The following is a 1,624-nucleotide window of genomic DNA, read 5'->3' on the forward strand; positions in this document are numbered from 1 at the left end:
GCATGATTTTGGTTGCGGCGATGACAAGGCCAGATGCCGGTGACATGATCGCGGCATGGACAATGAACGCATCGCCGAACTGTTCGAGGGTCTCGGCCCTGTCAGCATCCGCAAACTGTTCGGCGGCAAGGGCATCTATTTCGACGGCGTCATCGTCGCCATCGTGTTGCGTGGCGAATTGATGCTGAAAGCCGACGAGCAAAGCGCGCCCGAGTTCGAGGCCGCCGGCTGCACGCAATGGACCTATACCGGCTCGCGCCACGGCAAGCTGGTCGCCATGCCCTACTGGAGCGTTCCCGACAGCGCTTTCGATGATCCCGAGGAGATGGCGGCCTGGGCACGCCGGGCGTATGAGGCGGGGCGGCGGGCGGGGAAGTGAATGCCACCCTTCTTGGCACAGCGGAGGGACAGCACCCCCCTCTGTCCCGCCGACCTTGGAGGCCGTGCCCTACAATGCCCTGGCTATCCTCGCCGCCAACCTTGCATTGTTTTCCACCAGCGCGATGTTGGTCTTCAGGCTCCTGCCGCCGGTCAGTTCGAGGATCTTTCCCAGCAGGAATGGCGTCACTGCCTTGCCGGTGACATGTTGTGCCTCGGCGGCCTTCTGCGCGGCGTCGATATAGCCCGCCATCTCCGCAGCCGGGATTTCCTGGTTTTCCGGCACAGGATTGGCAATCAGCATGCCGCCAGCAAGCCCAAGTGCTGCCCTCGTCTGGTAGAAATGCGCGATCTCTTCCGGCTCGTGCAAGGTCAGCGGCGCGCGGAACGGCGATTGCCTGACCAGAAGGCCGGCATCGTCTCGCAGCCATGGCCGATCACCGGCACGCCGCGCGTCTCCAGCACTTCCAGCGTCTTTTCGATGTCGAGGATCGCCTTGGCGCCGGCCGAGACGACAATCACCGGGGTGCGCGCCAGCTCGTCGAGATCGGCGGAAATGTCAAAGCTCTTTTCGGCGCCCTTGTGCACGCCGCCGATGCCGCCGGTGGCAAACACTTTTATGCCGACCATATGCGCCGCGATCATCGTGGCGGCGACCGTGGTGCCGCCGGTGCGCCCTTGCGCCACGGCAAAACCGAGATCGGCGCGCGACAGCTTCATCGCGTCGCCCGTCATCGCCAGCGATTCGCGCTCGCCGTCCGAAAGCCCGATCTTGATGCGGCCGCCAACCACGGCGATCGTCGCCGGCACGGCGCCGCCATCGCTGATGATCTTTTCGACATCGGCCGCCATGGCGCCATTGTCGGGGTAGGGCATGCCATGGGTGATGATGGTGCTTTCCAGCACCACCACCGGCCGGCCGTCGGCCAGGGCCTGCGCCACCGGCGCGTGGATGTCGATGAAGGGGCGGGCGGTCTCAGGGGTCATCAAGGTCTCCTATCCGGAATGCGGCGCGTCCGTCGGACGCTCGGCAACATCGCGGCACTATGAATTCGCCGGTCTCATGCCATTTCCCTGGCATCCGGCACAAGAGCCAACGCTTCCGCGAAGCTCGCCGCGGTGAACTCCGGAACGGCGGCGGCGCTTTCGATGGCAAGCGTCGCCCCGGCAATGCCTTCGCGCAGAGCTGCCCGCAACGGCAGTCCGCGCAGCAAGGCAGCGACCGTTGCGCCTGCCAGCGCATCAC

At 65.3% G+C, this 1,624-nt stretch carries 1 protein-coding gene and 2 pseudogenes; 1 reads left to right on the forward strand and 2 read right to left on the reverse strand.

Annotated features, from left to right (window positions below; translation table 11 throughout):
* The first annotated feature begins 55 nt into the window (after positions 1-55).
* On the forward strand, positions 56-379 hold the full coding sequence (locus EN884_RS35245; protein ID WP_063167810.1) for a TfoX/Sxy family protein: 324 nt from the start codon (positions 56-58) through the stop codon (positions 377-379).
* Between the two features lie 69 nt (positions 380-448).
* Here EN884_RS35245 and EN884_RS35250 read toward each other — a convergent pair.
* Together EN884_RS35250 and EN884_RS35255 are read right to left on the reverse strand one after the other, a co-directional pair.
* Positions 449-1,365 (reverse strand): annotated as a pseudogene (locus tag EN884_RS35250) (pseudouridine-5'-phosphate glycosidase).
* A gap of 74 nt (positions 1,366-1,439) precedes the next feature.
* Positions 1,440-1,624, reverse strand: a pseudogene (locus tag EN884_RS35255) (carbohydrate kinase); the annotation flags it as partial.

Origin of the sequence: Mesorhizobium sp. M7A.F.Ca.AU.001.01.1.1 (genome assembly GCF_004022735.1) — a bacterium.
Taxonomy (GTDB): Bacteria; Pseudomonadota; Alphaproteobacteria; order Rhizobiales; family Rhizobiaceae; genus Mesorhizobium; species Mesorhizobium ciceri.